Origin of the sequence: Pseudomonas lalkuanensis (genome assembly GCF_008807375.1) — a bacterium.
GTDB lineage: Bacteria > Pseudomonadota > Gammaproteobacteria > Pseudomonadales > Pseudomonadaceae > Metapseudomonas > Metapseudomonas lalkuanensis.
Genome location: NZ_CP043311.1, coordinates 2,476,264 through 2,496,518, shown reverse-complemented (window position 1 = coordinate 2,496,518; position 20,255 = coordinate 2,476,264). Strand labels below are relative to the sequence as shown.

The following is a 20,255-nucleotide window of genomic DNA, read 5'->3' as shown; positions in this document are numbered from 1 at the left end:
CACCCTTGACCCTCAAGTAGCTACAGGGTGTTCACTCCCACGCATTCCCCTTGCATGGATGAACGCCCCGTGAAACCCGCCCTTCGCAGCGCCATCGACCAGGCCTTCCTGCAGGCCGACCAGGCCCTTGCCATCCGCGATCCACAACTGGCCTGGCCCTGGCTGGAGCGCGCCCACATCCTCACCCAGCGCATGCCCTTGCTTCACACCCGCAGCCATTGGCTGATGCTGCTGGCCGGTTGGCAACAAGGGGATTACCGGGAAGTACTCGGCCAGGCAATGCGCATGCCGGCCGCCCTGCTCTTCTCGCGCATCTGGGTGCCGCTGGGCAACAGCGGCCGCGCCAGGATCAGCGCCTTCCAGCCAATGCCCCTGTCCGAGGAAATGCGCCAGCTCCTCGACTGAAACCTCAGGCCGAATCGTTCACCCCCCTGCTTCGAAACCTGCCTGCCGAGGATTGCTGCGAGGTCCATCCGAAGTCCCCCACCTGGAGCCGTCCAGACTCATGGCCGCCGCTGCGCTGCCGGGCTGATGCGCCCAGCCCCCACCAAGGGCACGGAACAGATCGACCAGGGCGATCTGCCGCTCGGTGCTGGTCTCGATGAGCGCCAGTTCGTTGAGGAAGTCGCTGCGCTGGGCATCCAGGTACCGCAGATGGCTGTCCACGCCGCCCTCATAGCGGGCCTTGGCCAGCTTCAGGGTTTCCGCGCTGGTGTTGGCCAGGGCACGCCGCGCGACCTCTTCACGACGCAGCGTGTCGGTGGCCGCCAGAGCGTCGGCCACCTCGCGGAACGCTGTCTGGATGCTGCCTTCATATTCAGCCACGGCGGCGTCCTTGCGAACTTCGGCCAGGTCCAGGTTGGCGCTGTTGCGTCCGGCATCGAACAGCGGCAGCGACAAGTTCGGCACGAAGCTCCAGGACCGCGAACCGCCACCGAACAGACCGGACATTTCCGCGCTGGAGGTGCCGAAGCTGCCGGTCAGGCTGATGCGCGGGAAGAACGCCGCGCGCGCCGCGCCAATATCGGCATTGCGCGCTTTCAGGCGGCGTTCGGCGGCGAGGATGTCCGGGCGCCGCTCGATCAGGTCGGATGAGGTGCCGGGGGCAATGTCCTGGATCAGCCGCAGTTCGTCCCGTGAGACCGCCGGAAGCTCTTTCGCGGCGTCCTGCGTACCGAGCAGCAGCACCAGGGCGTTGAACGCCTGCTGCTTCTGCCGCTGGTTCCGCTCCAGCTCGGCGCGGGACTGTTCCACCAGTCCCAGCGCCTCCTGGTAGTCCAGCGCGGTGGCAGCGCCAGCGGCTCGGCGCTGCTCGATCAGCACGAAAGAGTCCTCGCGGCTGGCCAGGGTGCGATGGGTCAGTTCCAGGCGCCGCTGGGCGCCGTCGTAGGTCAGGTAGGCCTGGCTGACTTCGGCGACCAGCGCGATCTGCGCACTTCGGCCCGCTTCCTCAGTGGCGAGGTACTGCTCCAGCGCCGAGTCGGTCAGGCTCTTCACCCGGCCGAACAGGTCCAGCTCGTACTCGGGCAGCGAAAGCCCGACCTGGTAGCTGCTGGTGACGTCCGAGACACCTTCGCTGGCCAGGTCCGCCGGCACCCGCTGGCGATTGCCCGAAGCGCCGGCGCTGAGCCCCGGCACCCGGTCGGCGCGCTGGATGCGGTACTGCGCGCGAGCCTGCTGGATATCCAGCAGCGTCTGGCGCAGGGAACGGTTGTTGTCGAGCGCGATCCCCACCAGACGGCGCAGCTCGGCGTCGGTGATGAAGGCCTGCCAGTCGAGGCCGCCGACCTCGGCGCCGGACTGACTGCTGTCGGTGCTCCAGGCCTGGGGAACGGGCGATGCGGGGCGCTCGTAGGTCGGGGCCATGGAACAGCCGCCGAGGGCCAGGGCAAACACCAGCGCCGAGACGGTAAAGACGGATTTGCGCATGGCGATCACTCCAGGGCCTGGGTCGGTTGTTCAACGGGAGTGGGTTTGCTCCGCAGCAGCGACAGCACCCAGACGAAGCAGATGGGCACGAAGATCACCCCCAGCAACGTGGCGCCGAGCATGCCGCCGATCACGCCGGTGCCGATGGCGCGCTGGCTGGCCGCGCCTGCGCCGGTGGCCAGGGCCAGCGGCACCACGCCGAGGATGAAGGCCAGGGAGGTCATCACGATGGGGCGGAAGCGCAGGCGCGCGGCCTCGATGGCAGCTTCGCGCAGGCCGCGTCCCTGCTCCCGGAGCTCCTTGGCGAACTCGACGATGAGGATCGCGTTCTTCGCCGCCAGGCCGATGATGGTGATCAGGCCGACCTTGAAGTACACGTCATTGGGCATGCCGGCGACGATCACCGCCAGCACCGCACCCAGCGCACCGATAGGCACGATCAGCATCACCGTCAGCGGGATCGACCAGCTCTCGTACAACGCCACCAGCACCAGGAACACCACCAGGATGGCCAGCGCGAACAGCTGCGATGCCTGGCCGCTGGCCACCTTCTCCTGATAGGACAGGCCGGTCCACTCGTAGCTGATGCCCGCCGGCAGCTGGGCGGCCAGGCGCTCCATCTCGGCCATGGCTTCACCCGTGCTCACGCCGTACATGGCATCACCGGAAATGCGGATGGAGGGGTAGCCGTTGTAACGCACGATCTGCACCGGCCCCTCTTCCCAGTGGGTGCTGACGAAGGCACTCAGCGGCACCAGTTCACCACCGGTGTTGGGCACATAGAGCTTGAGCACGCTGTCCGGGGTCATCCGTGCACCCTGCTCCGCCTGCACCACCACGCGCTGCTGGCGACCACCGTTGGTGAAGTCGTTGATCACCGCCGAACCGAAGGCGGTGGACAGCGCACTGTTGATCGACTCGAAGCTCACGCCGAGGGTGCGCGCCTTGTCGCGATCGATCTCAAGCCGCAGCTGCGGGGCTTCCGCCAGGCCTTCCATCATCGCGTAGAGGATCTTCGGGTTGCCGTTGGCCTGGCCAAGCAGTTGGTCGCGAGCGGCCAGCAAGGCTTCGCGTCCCAGCCCTCCGCGGTCCTGCAGGCGCAGGGCGAAGCCGCCAGAGTTACCCAGGCCGTCGATGGGCGGCGGCGTCACCGCCATGATGGAGCCGTCGCTGGGTACAGCGAAGTGCTCGTTCACTGCCATGGCCTCCGCCTCGGCGGACTGGTCCGCGCCACGCAGGGACCAATCCTTGAAGGTTGGGAAGGCCAGTGCGGCGTTCTCGCCCATGCCGGAGAAGCTGAAGCCCGTCACCAGGAACGAGTTCTGGATCGCCTCGCGAGATTGCAGGAAGGCCTCCAGCTCCCGGGCGGTGGCGTCGGTGCGCGCGCGGGTCGCGCCGGGCGGCAGCTGGACGTCGACGATGTTGTAACCCTGGTCTTCCACCGGCACGAACGACTCCGGCAGACGCAGGTAGAAGTAGCCCAGCAGCGCAACGATACCGACGTACACCAGCATGAAGCGCCCGGCACGCTGCACCAGGCCGTTGTTCAGCACCGTGTAGCGTTCGGTCAGGCGGTCGAAGGCGCGGTTGAAGGCGCCGAAGAATCCGCGCTTCTCGTGGTGACCATGGGGAATCGGCTTGAGCAGCGTGGCGCACAGCGCCGGGGTGAAGGTCAGCGCGAGGAAGCCGGAGAACAGGATCGACACCGCCAGCGACAGCGAGAACTGCTGGTAGATCACCCCCACGGAACCGGCCATGAAGGCCAGCGGCAGGAACACCGCCGAGAGCACCAGGGTGATACCGATGATGGCGCCGGAGACCTGGCCCATGGCCTTGACCGTGGCGGCCGCCGGGGGCAGCCCCTCCTCGGCCATGATCCGCTCGACGTTCTCCACCACCACGATGGCGTCGTCCACCAGGATGCCGATGGCCAGCACCATGCCGAACATGGTCATCATGTTCACCGAAAAGCCCAGCAGGTACATCACCGCCAGCGTACCCAGCAGGCACACCGGCACCACGATGGACGGAATCAGCGTATAGCGGACGTTCTGCAGGAACAGGAACATCACCAGGAACACCAGCACCATGGCTTCGAGCAGCGTGTGGATCACCTTCTCGATGGCCACGTCGACGAAGCGCGAAGTGTCGTAGGGCACCGAGTACTCGACGTCCGCGGGGAAGTTCACCGACAGCTCGGCCAGGCGCTGCTTGACCGCTTCGGCGGTCTGGATGGCGTTGGCACCGGGGGAAAGCTGGATGGCTCCCGCCACCGCTGGCTTGCCGTTCAGGCGCGAGGTGAAGTTGTAGCTTTCGCTGCCGATTTCCAGTCGCGCGACGTCGGCGAGCTTCACCGTGGAGCCGTCGGCATTGGCACGCAGCACGATGCGGCCGAACTCCTCCGGGCTGTCCAGGGTGCCTTTCACTGCCAGGGTCGCGGTCAGTTCCTGCTCGGTGCTGCCCGGCGAGCTGCCGAAGCTGCCGGCTGGCACCTGGACGTTCTGCCCGGCGATGGCGGCGCTTACGTCATCGATGGACAGCCCGTAGCCGACCAGCTTCTGCGGGTCGATCCACACGCGCATGGCGGCTTCGGACGAGAAGAACTGCAGCTTGCCGACGCCGGGCACGCGGCGCAGCTCGTTGTTGATGTTGCGCGCGGCAAAGTCGCCCAGCGCCGTGGTGTCGGCGTGCTCGGCGCCTTCCTTGTAGTTCAGCGCATAGATCAGCAGGAAGCCGGCGCTGGTCTGCTCCACCTGGAGCCCCTGGCTGAGCACGGCCTGCGGCATGCGCGCCTCGGCTTTCTTCAGGCGGTTCTGCACGTCCACCTGGGCCAGCTGCGGGTCGGTGCCAGGCTGGAAGGTGACCACCACTTCGGCGATGCCGTTGGAGTTGTTGGTGGACTCGAAATAGAGCAGGCCCTTGGCGCCGTTGAGCGACTCCTCGATGACGCTGGTGACCGATTCCACCAGGACCTTCGCCGAGGCGCCCGGATAGGTGGCGGTGACCGAGATCTGCGGCGGTGCCACGTTGGGATACTGCGCCACCGGCAGCAGCGGGATGACCAGCAGGCCGGCCAGGGAAATGAACAGCGCCACCACCCAGGCAAAGTTGGGGCGTTTGATGAAGAACAGAGACATTGTGAATTCCTCGCGGCGAAGCCGACCTTATTGGCGCGACACCTGCTGGTCCTGCGCCTGCTGCGGCGCGACCCTGGCACCGGGCTGCAGTCCGGCGAGGCCTCCGACTATGACCTGGTCGCCCCCCTTCAGCCCTTCACTGATCTGCCAGCGCGCGCCCTGCATGACGCCGGTTTTCACGGCGCGCACTTCGGCACGGCTGTCCTCGCCGACCACCAGCACCAGGGCACCGCCGTCGGCGGTACGCTGCACAGCGCGCTGCGGTACCAGGGTGGCCCGATCGTCCATGCCCTGGGGGGCCTGCACGCGCACATACATGCCCGGAAGCAGGACGCCGTCCGGGTTGGCGAACTTGCCGCGCAGGGAAACCTGGCCCGTGCCCGGGTCCACCGCCACGTCGGTGAACATCAGCGAACCCTTGCTCTCGTATTCGGTGCCCTCGACGCGAATGGAAAGCGCGCTGCTGTCGCCCGCGGAAAGATTTCCGGCTTTCAGCGCTTCACGCAGGCGCAAGGCGTCCGTCGCCGACTGAGTGAAATCGACATACACGGGGTCCAGTTGCTGGATGCGCGCCATCAGGGTGGCGTCGCCCTGCCCCACCAGCGCGCCCTCGGTCACCAGCGCGCGACCGATGCGCCCGGAAATCGGTGCCTTGACCGAGGCATAACCCAGATTCAGACGCGCGGTTTCGAGGTCAGCCTGGGCCGTGCGGGTCGTCGCCTGCGCGGCACTGAGGTCAGCCATGGCGCTGTCGAAATCCTGGCGGCTCACCGCCTCGATCTCCACCAGCGGCGCGTATCGCTTCACGCGTGCCTGGGCTTCATACAGCGCGGCCTTGGCGCGGGCCAGTTCGCCCTCTGCGCGGGAAACGGCCGCCTTGAGCGGGGCCGGGTCGATCTGGAACAGCAGGTCGCCGGCCTTGACGTCCGCGCCTTCTTCGAAGCGCTTTTCCAGGACGATGCCAGCCACCCGCGCACGCACCTCGGCGACACGCACGGGCTCGATCCTGCCCGGTAACTCCGAGGTCAGCACCAGCGGCTCGGTGGCCACGGTCAACACGGCAACCGGTCGCGCTACTTCTGCCTGGGCCTCCTGCTCCTCCGCAGGGCCGCACCCCGCCAGCGTCATCAACGTCATCAGCGCCACCAGGGCGCAGACCATCCCAACTTCACGTACACGACCCATGATTCACCCACGGCAGATTGAAAACGGCGCAGATGATCTCCTCAAGATTTGAATGAGTCACTATTGTCTCATTTGATTCATTTGTGTTTGGATGTGTCATTGCCTTTTGGACGCGCTGGACTTTTTCTGCACAATGCGCGCAACCCGAAACCGAGCCGAGACCCGCTGATGCCCCTGACTGCCCACGACGAACGACTCCTGAAAGCACTGGCCATGGCCATCGTCGATCGCCCGCGTGCGACGTTGAAGGAATTGGCGGAATCGGCCGGAGTGAGCAAGGCGACGCTGCACCGCTTCTGCGGCACGCGCGACAATCTCGTGGACATGCTGGAGAGCCACGGCGAGGAGCTGCTCAACCAGATAATCGCCACCGCCGACCTGGAGCAGGCCGAACCGCTGGACGCGCTGCGCCAGTTGATCGATGAGCACCTGACCCACCGCGAGATGCTGGTTTTCCTGATGTTCCAGTACAGCCCCGAGTTCCTCACTCCGGAGGCAGGTGGCGCGCGCTGGCTGTCTTACATCCACGCCCTGGACGCCTTTTTCCTGCGCGGCCAGCAACAAGGCGTGTTTCGCATCGACATCAGCGCGGCGGTCTTCACCGAACTGTTCACCACCATGGTCTACGGTATGGTCGATGCCGAGCGCCGTGGGCGGGCGGCCAGTTCCAGTTCAGCCAATGTGCTGGAGCAGATGTTCCTGCACGGCGCGGGTGTCTGAGTTCGCTTGATCCTCATCGCCCGCACTGCGTGCAATGCTCAATCCTCGGTGCGCCCCGTGCCTTCGCGATCACGCTCATACCGCCGCGTGAATGGGAACGGCGGTAACCAGGACTCGCGACGGATGCTCCAGAGCTCGTAGGTCGGCTTCAGCTGGTCAGGAGCATCCAGGGAGCCGAGGTTCACTTCGATTTCGTCAGCGGTGCGCGAATAAACGGATGAGCCGCAACGGGGACAGAAAAACCGCCCGGCGTAGTCGCGCGTTTCGCCCTCGATCGTCACGGCCTCCTGGGGGAACACCGCGGACGCATGAAACAGTGCTCCATGATGCTTGCGACAGTCCAGGCAATGGCAAATGCCGACGCGGTACGGGCGCCCCGTCGCCGCAAGGCGAACATTGCCGCACAGGCAACCGCCGGTGAATCGGTCCATATCACGTCTCCTCTTCCCGTGTGACGTGCCGGCACCGAGGACGATCCTCGAACGCGCCGGACCCTCACTCCAGAGTTGGAACCTGCAACCTGTGTTCCTCCCCCATCAGCCATCCACGGTTGAGATCGGCACAACGATGGAGGTATTCGGCGACGAGGGTTATGCGCTTGAGGCGCCGCAGATCCTCGCTGTAGTAGATCCAGAATTGCCGGGTAACTTCCACCTCGTCCGGCAGCACCGCCTGCAATCGGGAATCACCTGCGACCAGGAAGCACGGCAGGATGGCCAGCGCCCGTCCCTGCAATGCCGCCTGGTACTGGGCGATGACACTGGTGCTGCGCAACTGGCTCATGGCCCCCGGCAGCAGGTCGTTCAGATAGAGCAGCTTGGGGCTGAACGCCAGGTCTTCGACGTAGGTGATGAAGGGGTGTCCCGCCAGATCCTCGCGGGTCTCGATCGGCGCATGCGCGGCCAGGTATTCAGGCGTGGCGTAGAGGCGCAGGCGATAGTCGGCCAGTTTCGAACAGACGTAGGGACCGCGTTCGGGCCGCTCCAGGGTGATCGCGATATCCGCTTCGCGCCGTGACAGGCTGACGAAGTGCGGCACCGGCAGGATGTCGGCGGAGATGTGCGGATAGCGCTCGAGGAAACGACTCATCTGTGCCGTCACGAAGTAGGAACCAAAGCCTTCGGTACAGCCGATGCGCACATGGCCGGAGAGCCCCAGGCGCGTACCCGACACCTGCTCGCAAGCAGCCTGCAGCGTGCTTTCCAGGGTTTCGGCATGGCCCAGCAGGCGCTGCCCTTCCACCGTAAGAACGAAGCCGGCGGCACGCGATTTTTCGAACAGCAGCGCACCCAGTGCCTGCTCCAGGGCGCGCACCCGCCGCGATACGGTGGTGTAGTCGACGCCCAGGCGTCGCGCGGCCCCGGTGGCGGTACGCGTACGGGCGACCTCAAGGAAGAAGCGCAGGTCATCCCACTTCACCTGTTCGAGGCTGGCACTTTTTTGCATGTCCATCAGGATTTTTTGTCTGTTCATTGGTGGATGGATGCCTACATATACTCACAGCCATCGCCCCACGGCCAAGTGATTTTTTCGCGGCCGGGCCAGCCCCTCAGCCAACAAGAACACAGGGCTACGAGCATGAGCGCATGCCTGATCTCCGGCCTCCGTGCCGGGCACATGCCTTGCCAGCGCATCGCCGGATACGCGATGCCCCGATCATGGAGGACCGACGCCGGCACGACTGCGCCCTGCCCTCCGGTTGCCCCTGGGCTGCCGCACATACCGGCTGCCAGACGCCACAGCGCAACCCATCACCTGCTGGCCCCTGGAGGGGCCGGCGGTCGCTGACACCCCTCCCCACTCGAACAGCGACGGCGAACTTGGCGACGTCCCACGGGACGCCGCCGGGAGTGCTGCACGCCCGGAAAAGGCGGCAGCCAAAGGCACGACAACAACAACTAAAGCGGAGCCCGAAATGAACCCTCACCACACCACCCACTCCCCGGCCTATGAGCGCATCAAGGCCAACCCCAAGTTCCAGCGCCTGGCCCGCCAACGGGCGATCCTCGCCTGGTCCCTCAGCGCCCTGGTACTGGCGATCTATTACCTGTTCATCATGCTGGTGGCCTTCGTACCCGGCTGGCTGCACCTGCCGCTGTACGAGGGCAGCAACCTCAGCCGGGGCATTCCGCTGGGCGCCGCCATCATCATCTTCTCCTGGCTGCTGACCGCCTGGTACGTGCGCCACGCCAACACCCGCTTCGACGCCCTGAGCGCGGAAATCCTCGAGGAGAACCTCGCATGAAAGCGCTCATCGCCCTGCTCGCCCTCGCACCGCTGACCAGCTTCGCCGGCCCGATCACAGCGGAGAAGCAGCCGCTCAATCTCCACGCCATCGGCATGTTCTTCGTCTTCGTCCTCGCCACCCTGGCCATCACCTGGTGGGCCGCCCGGCGCACCCGCTCCACCGCGGACTTCTACACCGCAGGCGGCGGCATCTCCGGCTTCCAGAACGGCCTGGCGATCGCCGGCGACTACATGTCGGCGGCGACCTTGCTGGGGCTCTCCAGCCTGGTATTCGCCAAGGGTTATGACGGCTTCGTCTACATCATCGGCTTCTTCGTCGGCTGGCCCATCGTCACCTTCCTGATGGCCGAGCGCCTGCGCAACCTGGGGCGCTACACCTTTGCCGACATCGTTTCCTATCGCCTCGACCAGACCTCCGTGCGCAGCTTCGCCGCCCTCGGTTCGCTCACCGTCGTCTGCTGCTATCTGGTGGTGCAGATGGTCGGCGCTGGCCAGTTGATCAAGCTGTTGTTCGGACTGGACTACCAGCTGGCGGTGGTGGTGGTCGGCGTGCTGATGCTGATCTACGTGATCTTCGGCGGCATGATCGCCACCACCTGGGTGCAGATCACCAAGGCGGTGCTGCTGCTCGCCGGTGGTACCACGCTGGTCCTGATGGCGATGAGCGAGTTCGGCTTCAGCTTCGAAGAACTGGCCGGGCGCGCCGTTGCCGTACACGCCAGCGGCACCAGGATCATGGGCCCCGGCACCCTGCTGGCAGACCCGATCAGCGCGGTGTCCCTGTCGCTTGGCCTGGTGTTCGGCATCGCCGGCCTGCCGCATATCCTGATGCGCTTCTTCACCGTGCCCAACGCCAAGGAAGCACGTCGCTCGGTGCTGTTCGCCACCTTGTTCATCGGCTTCTTCTTCCTTGTGGTCTGCGTGCTGGGCTACACCGCCATCGTCATTGTCGGCACCGATCCGCAGTTCTTCGTCGACGGCAAGCTCGGCGGCGCCCTGGTCGGCGGCGGCAACATGGTGGCCATGCACCTGGCCCAGGCGGTGGGCGGCAACCTGTTCCTCGGCTTCCTCTCCGCCGTGGCCTTCGCCACCATCCTCGCGGTGGTCGCCGGACTCGCCCTGGCGGGTGCCTCGGCCATCTCCCACGACCTCTACGCCACCGTGCTGAAGAAAGGCCGGGCCAGCGAGAAGGATGAAATGCGCGTATCGCGCATCGCCACCGTGGCCATCGGCGTGATAGCCATTGGACTGGGCATTCTCTTCGAGCAGATGAACATCGCCTTCCTGGTGGGCCTGACCTTCGGCGTGGCCGCTTCGGCCAACTTCCCGGTGCTGATCATGGCCATGTACTGGAAGGGCCTGACCACCCGCGGCGCGCTCTGGGGCGGGATGACCGGCCTGATCAGCGCACTGGCCCTGGTGATCTGCGGACCTGCGGTGTGGGTCGGGGTGCTGGGTCACGCCCAGGCGATTTTCCCCTACGACCAGCCGGCGCTGTTCTCCATGCCCCTGGCCTTCGTCGTGATCGTGCTGGTGTCCAGCCTCGACCGCAGCGCCCGCGCCAGCCGTGAGCGCGCCGCCTACGCCGACCAGTTCGTGCGTGCGCAGACCGGCCTGGGAGCGGCAGCCGCCAGCAGCCACTGACCACCGCGTTATCCGGCACGCCGGTCGCTCCTTTGCGGCGTGCCTTTTTTCCTTTGCCATTCCGCTACCGGCCCACCAGGCCGGTACGTCTCCGTTCGTCCACTACAACTACAAGAGGCCTCCATGCAACGCTCCCTCCTCACCTCCAGCCTGCTACTGAGCAGCAGCGCAGTGCTGCTTTCGTCCCCAGCCAGCGCCGAGTTCATCAAGGACTCCAAGGCCAGCCTGGAACTGCGCAACTTCTACTTCAACCGCGATTTCCGCCAACACGCCGCGCCGCAGAGCAAAGCCGAGGAATGGGCCCAGGGCTTCCTCCTGCGCTACGAGTCGGGTTTCACCGAAGGCAGCATCGGCGTCGGCCTGGACGCTATCGGCCTGCTGGGCGTGAAGCTGGACTCCAGCCCGGACCGCAGCGGCTCCGGCCTGCTCAAGCGTGATCGCGAAGCGCCCAAGCGCGCCCAGGACGAGTACGGTGAACTGGGTCTGACCGCCAAGCTGCGTGCCTCGAAGAGCACCCTCAAGCTCGGCACCCTGATGCCCAAGCTACCGGTGCTGCTGGCCAACGACTCGCGCCTGCTGCCGCAGACCTTCGAGGGTGGCCAGCTCAACTCCCTGGAGATCGACGGCCTGACCTTCGACGCCGGACGCCTGCGCCAGGTGAACCAGCGCGACTCCTCCGATTACGAAGACATGGGTGTCACCAGCGTCGGCGTGAAGAACATCCGTGCCCGCCAGACCACCAGCGACGCCTTCGACTTCGCCAACCTCAGCTACAAATGGAACGATGCCCTGACGACCGGCTACGGCTTCGGCCGCCTGGACGACTTCTACCGCCAGCACATGCTGACCTTGAACCACCTGCTTCCCCTGGGTGATGGCCAGAGCCTGAAGAGCGACCTGCGCTTCGCCCGCTCCACTGACGAGGGCGGCAGCAATGTCGACAACAAGGCCTTCGGCGCCATGTTCACCTACGGTATCGGCGGCCACGCACTGGGCCTGGGCTACCAGCGCATGAGCGGCGACACCGGCTTCGCCTACGTCAACGGCAGCGATGCCTACCTGGTGAACTTCGTGCAGATCAGCGATTTCGCCAACCGTGAGGAACGCTCCTGGCAGGCGCGCTATGACTACAACTTCGCCGCCGTGGGGATTCCGGGCCTGACCTTCATGACCCGCTACCTCAGCGGCGACGGCGTGGAACTGGGCACCGGCCGCGAGGACGGCAAGGAATGGGAACGCGACACCGACATCGCCTACGTGGTGCAAAGCGGTCCGCTGAAGAACCTCGGGCTCAAGTGGCGTAACGCCACGGTGCGCTCGACCAATTTCGGCAACGACCTGGACGAGAACCGCCTGATCCTCAGCTACACCCTGCCGCTCTGGTAACGACGAGGATCTGTGGGAGCGAATTCATTCGCGAAAGCGGACCGCAGGTTCGCCCTGGATGTCCCAGGGGGCAGGTACGCTGCCATCGCGAATGAATTCGCTCCCACAAGCAAGGCCTCAGCGCTTGTAGGTTGGCGCAGAGCGCAGCCAGGCCCAACAAGACGAACCCCAACCCCGCCCCAAAGGTCGGTACGCAGCATTCTTGGGAGCGAGCGCTGCTCGCGAACCTTCCGAGCCAAACCTTTCGCGAGCAAGCTCGCTCCTACACAAAAGCTGTGCTGCGTAACTCAATCGACCTGCCGCAGTCGCTTCAGAAAGAGCAACCAGCACCTATGATTTTTTTGCACATCGTACCGGTTTTTCTGCGCGTTCTTATTTGATTTGCGCCCACCTATACTCAACCCACCAACCCGGCCACAGGCCGAAAGACCCGACAAAAACAATCAAGGGCACGCACCATGAACCACAACAGCCTTCCCTTCCTGGCCGCCCGTGACTTCCTGCTGGCCAACCGCACCGACTACGACACCGCCGTACGTGACTTCCGCTGGCCGCAACTGGTCGAGTTCAACTGGGCCCTTGATTACTTCGACGGCATGGCCAAGGGCAACCAGGCCACCGCACTCTGGATAGTCGAAGAAGACGGCAGCGAGCGCCGCTACAGCTTCGAGGAACTGTCCGCACGCTCCAACCGCGTCGCCAACCACTTGCGTGCCCAAGGCGTTCAGCGCGGCGAGCGCATCCTGATGATGCTGGGCAACGACATCGCCCTGTGGGAGACCATGCTGGCCGCCTTCAAGCTGGGCGCCGTGGTGATTCCCGCCACCGCCCTGCTCACCCCCGAAGACCTGCGCGACCGCATCGAGCGCGGCCGTGTCCGCCATCTGGTGGTCGGCAGCGCCAACCTGGACAAATTCAAGGGCCTGGCCGAAGGCTGCACCCGCATCAGCGTCGGCCAGGGCGCACCGGGATGGACGCCGCACAACGCCGCCCTGGAATACTCCGCCGAGTTCGAGGCCGACGGCGTGACCCTGGCCACCGACCCGATGCTGCTCTACTTCACCTCCGGCACCACCTCCAAGCCGAAGATGGTGCTGCACAGCCACCAGAGCTACCCGGTCGGCCACCTCTCCACCATGTACTGGATCGGCCTGCAGCCCGGCGACCTGCACCTGAACATCTCCTCCCCCGGCTGGGCCAAGCATGCCTGGAGCTGCTTCTTCGCCCCGTGGAACGCCGGCGCCTGCATCTTCATCCACAACACCTCGCGCTTCAGCGCCCCGGCCCTGCTGGGCGTGCTGGAACGCTACGGCATCACCAGCCTCTGCGCGCCGCCCACCGTGTGGCGCATGCTGATCCAGGAAGACCTGGCCAGCTACCGCGACCGCCTGCGCCTGCGTGAGCTGGTGGGTGCCGGTGAACCGCTGAACCCGGAAATCATCGAGCAGGTCCATCACGCCTGGGGCCTGTGGCTGCGTGACGGTTTCGGCCAGTCGGAAACCACCGCGCTGGTCGGCAACACCCCCGGCCAGAAGCTCAAGCCCGGCTCCATGGGACGCCCGCTGCCCGGCTACCGGGTGACCATGCTCGACCCCGACGGCCAGCCCGGCAACGAAGGCGAAGTGGCCCTGCCCCTTGATGTACGCCCCCTGGGCCTGATGCTCTGCTACGAGGACAGCCCGGAAAAAACTGCCGAAGTGATGCGCGACGGTTACTACCGCACCGGTGATACCGCGCAGATCTGCGAAGACGGCTACATCACCTTCGTCGGCCGCGCCGATGACGTGTTCAAGGCCTCCGACTACCGCATCAGCCCCTTCGAACTGGAAAGCGCCCTGATCGAGCACCCCGCCGTGATGGAAGTGGCCATCGTGCCCAGCCCGGACCCGGTGCGCCTGGCGGTGCCCAAGGCCTTCCTGATCCTCGCCCATGACGAGCCCGGCAGCGCCGAACTCGCCTGCAACATCCTCGCCTTCGCCCGCGAACACCTGGCGCCCTACAAACGGGTACGCCGTATCGAGTTCGTCCGCGAACTGCCCAAGACCATCTCCGGGAAGATCCGCCGGGTGGAACTGCGGCAGATGGAAGTGCAGCGCCGCCAAAGCGATGCACGGGGTGAGCAGGAGTACTTCGAAGAAGACTTCCCGCAACTCAAGGGCTGACCACCGGCCGGCACCGACGCCGGCCTCCCGACCGAAAACCCGACCGCTCGGCGCCTGGCACCGAGGGGACTCACTCGACCCAACGAAAGCAGGCAGGACCCGTAAATGACTTCTTCCAGCGTTCCCAGCGTCAAGCTGCTCATCAATGGCGAATTCGTCGAATCCAGGACCCAGCAATGGCGCGACGTGGTCAACCCGGCCACCCAGGAAGTGCTCGCTCGCGTGCCCTTCGCCACCCAGGACGAAATGAATGCCGCCGTCGCTGCCGCCCAGGAAGCCTTCAAGACCTGGCGCAAGACCCCCATCGGCGCCCGCGCCCGCATCTTCCTCAAGTACCAGCAGCTGATCCGCGAAAACATGAAGGAGCTGGCTGCCCTGCTCACCGCTGAACAGGGCAAGACCCTGCCGGACGCCGAGGGCGATGTTTTCCGTGGCCTGGAAGTGGTGGAGCACGCCGCCAATATCGGCACCCTGCAGATGGGTGAGCTGGCCAATAACGTGGCCAATGGCGTAGACACCTACACCCTGCTGCAACCGATCGGCGTGTGCGCCGGCATCACCCCGTTCAACTTCCCGGCGATGATCCCGCTGTGGATGTTCCCCATGGCCATCGCCTGCGGTAACACCTTCGTCCTCAAGCCCTCCGAGCAGGACCCGCTGGTGACCATGCGCCTGGTTGAACTGGCGCTGGAAGCCGGTATCCCCAAAGGCGTGCTGAACGTGATCCATGGCGGCGTCGATGCCGTGAACCTCATCTGCGACCACCCGGACATCAAGGCCGTATCCTTCGTCGGCTCCACCAAGGTGGGCACCCACGTCTACAACCGCGCCTCCCTGAACGGCAAGCGCGCGCAATGCATGATGGGCGCCAAGAACCACGCCATCGTCCTGCCCGACGCCAACAAGCAGCAGACCCTGAACAACCTGCTGGGCGCCTCCTTCGGCGCCGCCGGCCAGCGCTGCATGGCCCTGCCGGTGGTGATCCTGGTAGGCGAGGCGCAGAACTGGCTGCCGGACCTGGTGGAAAAGGCCAAGACCCTCAAGGTCAATGCCGGTATCGAGCCGGGTACCGACATCGGCCCGGTGGTGTCCTGCTCCGCGCTGGACCGTATCAGCGGCCTGATCGCCACCGGTATCGAGGAAGGCGCCAAGCTGGTGCTCGATGGCCGCAACCCGAAAGTACCCGGCTACGAGGACGGCAACTTCGTCGGCCCGACCATCTTCTCCGGCGTGACCACGGAAATGACCATCTACCGCGAAGAAATCTTCGGGCCGGTGCTCTGCGTGGTGAATGCCGCCAGCCTGGATGAGGCCATCGCCTTCATCAACGCCAACCCGAACGGTAACGGCACCGCCCTCTTCACCCGTTCCGGCGCCGCTGCGCGTCACTTCCAGGAAGAGATCGACGTTGGCCAGGTCGGCATCAACGTACCGATCCCGGTGCCGGTCCCGCTGTTCTCCTTCAGCGGCTCCCGCGCCTCCAAGCTGGGTGACCTCGGCCCCTACGGCAAGCAGGTGGTGCTGTTCTACACCCAGACCAAGACCATTACCCAGCGCTGGTTCGACGAGGACGATGTCGGCGGCGCGGTGAACACCACCATCACCCTGAAATGACCCCACCGGGCCGGCGCCAGGCGCGCCGGCCCGCCTGGAGAAACACCATGGAATACGAAACCCTGCTGGTCTCGGTACAGGATCGTGTCGGCCTGATCACCCTGAACCGCCCCAAGGCGCTGAATGCCCTCAACTCGCAGCTGGTCGCCGAGCTTAACCAGGCGCTCGACCAACTGGAGGCCGACGCCGGAGTCGGCTGCATCGTGATCACCGGCTCGGCCAAGGCCTTCGCCGCCGGCGCCGACATCAAGGAGATGTCCGCCTTCGGCTTCCCGCAGATCTACCTGGATGACTTCTTCGCCGCCGCCGACCGCATCGGTGCACGGCGCAAGCCGCTGATCGCCGCGGTCGCCGGCTACGCCCTTGGCGGTGGCTGCGAACTGGCGCTGATGTGCGACTTCATCTACGCCGCCGAAAACGCCCGATTCGGCCTGCCGGAACTGACCCTGGGGGTCATTCCGGGCATCGGCGGCACCCAGCGCCTGACCCATGCCCTGGGCAAGTCCAAGGCCATGGAGCTGTGCCTGACCGGCCGCCAGCTGACCGCCGAGGAAGCCGAACGTGCAGGCCTGGTAGCCCGCGTGCTGCCGGCCGAATCCCTGCTGGACGAAACCCTCTCCGTGGCGCGCGGCATCGCCGGCAAATCGCTGCCCGCCGCCATGATGACCAAGGAATGCGTCAACCGCGCCTTCGAGCTGGGGCTCAATGAAGGCGTGCGCTTCGAGCGGCGCTTGTTCCACTCGCTGTTCGCCAGCGCCGACCAGAAGGAAGGCATGAACGCCTTCGTTGAAAAGCGCGCCCCGAACTTCACTCACCGCTGACCGAATTTCCCGGCCCCATATCTGGAGGACGCCAACATGCATATCGGATTCCTTGGCCTCGGCAACATGGGCGGCCCCATGGCCCGCAACCTGCTCAAAGCCGGTCACACCCTCACCGTGTTCGATCCCTCGCCGCTGGCCACCGCCGCCCTCGTGGAGCTCGGCGCCCGCACCACCAACGGCCCGGCGGAACTGGCCCGTGACGGCGTCGCGGCGATCATCACCATGCTGCCCACCGCAGCCCACGTGAAGGATGTCTACCTCGGCGCCGAGGGCCTCCTGGCCAACGTCAACCGGGGCGTACTGCTGATCGACAGCTCCACCATCGACCCGCTGAGTGCCCGCGAAGTGGCCAAGGCGGCTGCCGCCCAGGGCAATCCGATGCTCGATGCACCGGTCTCCGGCGGCACCGGCGGCGCCGCAGCGGGCACCCTGACCTTCATGGTCGGCGGCACCGACAGCGCCTTCGACCACGCCCAGCCCCTGCTCGCCGCCATGGGCAAGAACATCGTCCACTGCGGTGCCAGCGGTAATGGTCAGGTGGCCAAGATCGCCAACAACATGCTGCTGGGCATCTCCATGGTCGGCGTCGCCGAAGCCATGGCCCTGGGCGTTTCCCTCGGGATGGATGCGAAGGTGCTAGCCGGCATCATCAACACCTCCAGCGGCCGCTGCTGGAGTTCGGAAATCAACAACCCCTTCCCCGGTGTGCTGGAGAACGCCCCGGCCTCGCGCGGCTACAGTGGCGGCTTCGGCACCGACCTGATGCTCAAGGACCTGGGCCTGGCCACCGAGGCCGCGCGCCACGCCAAACAACCGGTCGTGCTCGGCGCTGCGGCCCAGCAGCTCTACCAGACCTTCAGCCTGCAGGGCTACGGCGGCCTGGACTTCTCCGCAATCATCAACCTGTTCCGCCGGGAAGCCTGAGCATGAGCGAGCACGAGGCACCGGTCCTGGCCGCTGTGCGCAACCGCGTCGGCCACCTGACCCTCAACCGGCCGGAGGGACTGAACGCCCTGAACCTGCCCATGGTGCGCCTGCTCTGCCGCCACCTCTGGGCCTGGGAGGAGGACTCGGAAATCGTCGCCGTGGTCATTCGCGGGGCGGGCGAGAAGGCGTTCTGCGCCGGTGGTGATATCCGCATGCTCTACGAGAGCCATGCGGCCGGCGACAACCAGCACGAACTGTTCCTCGAAGAGGAATACGCGCTGGACGAATACCTGCACGGCTACTCCAAGCCCGTACTGGCGCTGATGGACGGCTTCGTCCTCGGTGGCGGCATGGGCCTGGCCCAGGCAGCCTCGTTGCGCATCATCACCGAGCGCACGCGGATGGGCATGCCGGAAGTCGGCATCGGCTTCTTCCCGGATGTCGGCGGCAGCTACTTCCTGCCGCGCCTGCCCGGCGAGCTGGGTACCTACCTGGGACTCACAGGCCGCCATGTACGTGCTGCCGACGCGCTCTATGCCGGGCTTGCCGACTACTGCCTGCCCAGCGAACGCATCGCCGAGCTGGACCAGGCGCTGGACAACCTCAACTGGAGCTACGCCCCACGGGAAAACCTCCACCAGTTGCTGGCAGGCCTCGCCACCGAGCGCATTCCCGGCTCGGAGCTGAAGGCCTTCCGCCAGGCCATCGACTGGCACTTCGTCCAGCCCGATATCACCGCCATCCGCCAGTCGTTGCTGGCCGAGGACTGCCCCGAGTTCCGCGACTGGGCCGAGGAGACCGTGCGCCTGCTGGACAGCCGCTCGCCCCTGGCGATGGCCGTGACCCTGGAGCTGTTGCGCCGGGGACGTCACCTGTCCCTGGCCGACTGCTTCGCCCTGGAACTGCACCTGGACTACCAGTGGTTCGACAAGGGTGACCTGATGGAGGGTGTTCGCGCCCTGATCATCGACAAGGACAAGAACCCGCGCTGGAACCCACCGACCCTTGCGGAACTGACACAAGAGCGGGTGCTGTCCTTCTTCAGCGGTTTCAAGGCCGCCCCCGCCAAACCCCTTCGCACCGCCTGACGGCACCAGCCTGCGGGAGAAACGCACGATGCACGATATCGAACTCACCGAAGAACAACGCATGATCCGCGACATGGCGCGGGAATTCGCCCGAGCCGAGGTGGCGCCAAAGGCCCAGGCCTGGGAAAAGGCTGGCTGGATCGACGACGAACTGGTGCAGCAGATGGGCGAGCTGGGCCTGCTCGGCATGGTGGTGCCCGAGGAATGGGGCGGCACCTATATCGACTACGTCGCCTATGCCCTGGCGGTGGAGGAAATCTCCGCCGGCGATGGCGCCCTCGGCGCGCTGATGAGCATCCACAACTCCGTTGGCTGTGGCCCCATCCTCAAGTACGGGAGTGAAGCCCAGAAAGACCGCTGGCTGGCGGACCTGGCCAGTGGCGCCGCCATCGGCTGCTTCTGCCTCACCGAACCCCAGGCCGGCTCGGAAGCGCACAACCTGCGTACCCGCGCCGAGCTCAAGGACGGCCAGTGGGTGCTCAATGGCGCCAAGCAATTCGTCAGCAACGGACGGCGCGCCAAGCTCGCCATCGTCTTCGCGGTGACCGACCCGGAGCTGGGCAAGAAAGGCCTGTCGGCCTTCCTGGTACCGACCGACACGCCCGGCTTCGCCGTCGACCGCAGCGAGCACAAGATGGGCATCAAGGCCTCGGACACCTGCGCCGTGACCCTGAGCGATTGCCGCATCCCGGAAGAGCACCTGCTGGGGCAGCGCGGCAAGGGCCTGGCCATCGCCCTGTCCAACCTGGAAGGCGGCCGCATCGGCATCGCCGCCCAGGCGCTCGGCATCGCCCGTGCAGCCTTCGAGGCGGCGCTTGTGTATGCACGGGAACGGGTGCAGTTCGGCAAGCCGATCATCGAGCACCAGAGCATCGGTAACCTGCTGGCGGACATGCACACCCGCCTCAACGCCGCGCGCCTGATGATCCTTCACGCAGCGCGCCTGAAGAGCGCCGGCCTGCCCTGCCTGTCCGAGGCCTCCCAGGCCAAGCTGTTCGCCTCCGAGATCGCCGAGCAGGTGTGCTCCAGCGCCATCCAGATCCACGGCGGCTATGGCTACCTGGAGGACTACCCGGTGGAGAAGTACTACCGGGACGCGCGCATCACCCAGATCTACGAAGGCTCAAGTGAAGTGCAGCGACTGCTGATCGCACGCGAACTGGCCAATCTGCAACTCTGAGTCACCCACGTTTTCCGGGCGCTCCCTTTCCCGAGGGACGCCCGGTTTTTTTTGCTGGACTGCGCAACATGCCGAATTGGCTCAGGGAGCCAGCGTGGTTGTCAGTCCCAGACCGGGGCCAGGCCCTCGGGGCTGACACCGCCGCCGTTGCGCGCCAGTGCGGCGATCTGCGCCATGTCCTCGGCGTCCAGGCGCAGCTCGCTGGCGAGCAG

15 protein-coding genes and 2 pseudogenes are annotated in these 20,255 nt (G+C 65.8%); 11 read left to right on the top strand and 6 right to left on the bottom strand.

Going from position 1 to position 20,255, the window contains the following annotated elements:
• Positions 1–69 precede the first annotated feature (69 nt).
• Positions 70–405 (top strand): DUF3703 domain-containing protein, encoded by a 336-nt coding sequence (locus FXN65_RS11775; RefSeq protein ID WP_151133374.1) that lies wholly within the window; start codon positions 70–72, stop codon positions 403–405.
• A gap of 132 nt (positions 406–537) precedes the next feature.
• Here FXN65_RS11775 and FXN65_RS11770 read toward each other — a convergent pair.
• From FXN65_RS11770 to FXN65_RS11760, 3 genes and pseudogenes are all read right to left on the bottom strand, one after another.
• Positions 538–1,929, bottom strand: a pseudogene (locus FXN65_RS11770) (efflux transporter outer membrane subunit); the annotation flags it as partial.
• Positions 1,930–1,934: 5 nt separating this feature from the next.
• Positions 1,935–5,066, bottom strand: coding sequence for an efflux RND transporter permease subunit (locus tag FXN65_RS11765; RefSeq protein ID WP_151133372.1), 3,132 nt, complete (start codon positions 5,064–5,066; stop codon positions 1,935–1,937).
• Between the two features lie 27 nt (positions 5,067–5,093).
• Complete coding sequence (locus tag FXN65_RS11760; RefSeq protein ID WP_151133371.1) at positions 5,094–6,251, bottom strand: MexC family multidrug efflux RND transporter periplasmic adaptor subunit; 1,158 nt, start codon at positions 6,249–6,251, stop codon at positions 5,094–5,096.
• A gap of 168 nt (positions 6,252–6,419) precedes the next feature.
• Here FXN65_RS11760 and FXN65_RS11755 point away from each other — a divergent pair, with 168 nt between their 5' ends.
• Positions 6,420–6,971 carry a TetR/AcrR family transcriptional regulator gene (locus FXN65_RS11755; protein WP_151133370.1) on the top strand — a complete coding sequence of 184 codons (552 nt, stop codon included), beginning with the start codon at positions 6,420–6,422 and terminating at the stop codon, positions 6,969–6,971.
• 38 nt (positions 6,972–7,009) lie between these two features.
• Here the strand turns inward: FXN65_RS11755 and FXN65_RS11750 are convergent, their stop codons facing one another.
• Complete coding sequence (locus FXN65_RS11750) at positions 7,010–7,402, bottom strand: GFA family protein (protein WP_151133369.1); 393 nt, start codon at positions 7,400–7,402, stop codon at positions 7,010–7,012.
• A gap of 64 nt (positions 7,403–7,466) precedes the next feature.
• Positions 7,467–8,417 carry a LysR family transcriptional regulator gene (locus FXN65_RS11745; RefSeq protein ID WP_151138758.1) on the bottom strand — a complete coding sequence of 317 codons (951 nt, stop codon included), beginning with the start codon at positions 8,415–8,417 and terminating at the stop codon, positions 7,467–7,469.
• Between the two features lie 469 nt (positions 8,418–8,886).
• Between FXN65_RS11745 and FXN65_RS11740 the strand changes: the two genes are divergently transcribed.
• The 9 genes from FXN65_RS11740 (at position 8,887) to FXN65_RS11700 (ending at position 20,043) form a co-directional block, all read left to right on the top strand.
• Complete coding sequence (locus FXN65_RS11740; protein ID WP_151133368.1) at positions 8,887–9,216, top strand: DUF485 domain-containing protein; 330 nt, start codon at positions 8,887–8,889, stop codon at positions 9,214–9,216.
• On the top strand, positions 9,213–10,862 hold the full coding sequence (locus FXN65_RS11735; protein ID WP_151133367.1) for a cation acetate symporter: 1,650 nt from the start codon (positions 9,213–9,215) through the stop codon (positions 10,860–10,862). Before FXN65_RS11740 ends, FXN65_RS11735 begins: the two co-directional genes overlap by 4 nt.
• Before the next feature lie 123 nt (positions 10,863–10,985).
• Complete coding sequence (locus FXN65_RS11730) at positions 10,986–12,248, top strand: OprD family porin (RefSeq protein WP_151133366.1); 1,263 nt, start codon at positions 10,986–10,988, stop codon at positions 12,246–12,248.
• A 458-nt stretch (positions 12,249–12,706) separates the two neighbouring features.
• Entirely contained in the window at positions 12,707–14,410 is a 1,704-nt protein-coding gene (locus FXN65_RS11725) for an AMP-binding protein (protein WP_151133365.1), read from the top strand.
• Positions 14,411–14,515: 105 nt separating this feature from the next.
• Positions 14,516–16,024 carry a CoA-acylating methylmalonate-semialdehyde dehydrogenase gene (locus FXN65_RS11720; RefSeq protein ID WP_151133364.1) on the top strand — a complete coding sequence of 503 codons (1,509 nt, stop codon included), beginning with the start codon at positions 14,516–14,518 and terminating at the stop codon, positions 16,022–16,024.
• 47 nt (positions 16,025–16,071) lie between these two features.
• Positions 16,072–16,845, top strand: a complete 774-nt coding sequence (locus FXN65_RS11715) for an enoyl-CoA hydratase (RefSeq protein WP_151133363.1) — start codon at positions 16,072–16,074, stop codon at positions 16,843–16,845.
• Positions 16,846–16,881: 36 nt separating this feature from the next.
• Complete coding sequence (gene mmsB, locus FXN65_RS11710; RefSeq protein ID WP_151133362.1) at positions 16,882–17,772, top strand: 3-hydroxyisobutyrate dehydrogenase; 891 nt, start codon at positions 16,882–16,884, stop codon at positions 17,770–17,772.
• Positions 17,773–17,774: 2 nt separating this feature from the next.
• Positions 17,775–18,863, top strand: coding sequence for an enoyl-CoA hydratase/isomerase family protein (locus FXN65_RS11705; protein ID WP_151133361.1), 1,089 nt, complete (start codon positions 17,775–17,777; stop codon positions 18,861–18,863).
• A gap of 28 nt (positions 18,864–18,891) precedes the next feature.
• On the top strand, positions 18,892–20,043 hold the full coding sequence (locus FXN65_RS11700; RefSeq protein WP_151133360.1) for an acyl-CoA dehydrogenase family protein: 1,152 nt from the start codon (positions 18,892–18,894) through the stop codon (positions 20,041–20,043).
• Between the two features lie 101 nt (positions 20,044–20,144).
• Here FXN65_RS11700 and dkgB read toward each other — a convergent pair.
• Positions 20,145–20,255, bottom strand: a pseudogene (dkgB, locus tag FXN65_RS11695) (2,5-didehydrogluconate reductase DkgB); the annotation flags it as partial.